Source organism: Aquimarina agarivorans, from assembly GCF_000218485.1.
GTDB classification, from domain to species: Bacteria; Bacteroidota; Bacteroidia; order Flavobacteriales; family Flavobacteriaceae; genus Aquimarina; species Aquimarina agarivorans.
The window spans coordinates 1-657 of the sequence record NZ_AFPB01000045.1 but is presented as its reverse complement, the minus strand read 5'-3'; the positions used below and the strand labels follow the sequence as shown (position 1 = coordinate 657).

1 protein-coding gene is annotated in these 657 nt (G+C 30.9%); it reads left to right on the top strand.

Annotated features, from left to right (window positions below):
• Window positions 1-79: 79 nt before the first annotated feature.
• The gene (locus tag GMC_RS0101990) at window positions 80-604 is read left to right on the top strand and encodes a hypothetical protein (RefSeq protein WP_138940541.1); all 525 of its coding nucleotides are present in this window, start codon (window positions 80-82) and stop codon (window positions 602-604) included.
• Window positions 605-657: the final 53 nt, after the last annotated feature.

The window sequence follows — 657 nt, the reverse complement described above, 5'->3', positions numbered from 1 at the left end:
TTGGCATTCATTACCACTAAACTCAAAAACAGAATTTTAAACTAAAAAAATGAACAAAGAACTAAGCGAAATCAAAAATATGCAGGATTTCAAAATTTACTTAAATTATCCGAGAATTCCTGAAGGAAGAGATGGTGCTGGACTTTTTGAAAGAATGAAATTTAATACTTGCAAAACGAATTCGAATGATATGATTTCGTGGTTTAAAAAAGATAACGAACCTGAATTATATCTAATAAGGGTTTCTAAAGAATGTATTGAGCATATTGAAAAACCACGCTTTGGATTCGGAGGTTTACCTATGATGTGCGAAGATTTAAAATTTGTTAAAAGTGTAAATTCAGGATTTACAAAAGATGGACACAAATTAGTTTCTATTCAAATTTTAAAACCCGGAGAATTATCTGAACAAAGTGAATATCGAAACTCACATCCAACAAAAGATGAAGTTTACCAACAACTGCGAGAAGATGAATACAATAGTCATTCTAATTATGAAAGAAATGACACAGAAGAAGATTGGCAAAATAATCCCGAAGAAGACTTTAAATGGGGTGGATTAGATGGAGATGAGGCTCACGATGCAATGTGGAATTGTGATTAAAGATTGAAAAACTGAACTTGACAAAATAAATTGAAAAAATAACGAAATGCCAA

Bases quoted from the DNA above. Each gene is read 5' to 3' on its own strand.
- GMC_RS0101990 (WP_138940541.1), top strand. From the start codon at position 80: ATGCAGGATTTCAAAATTTACTTAAATTATCCGAGAATTCCTGAAGGA.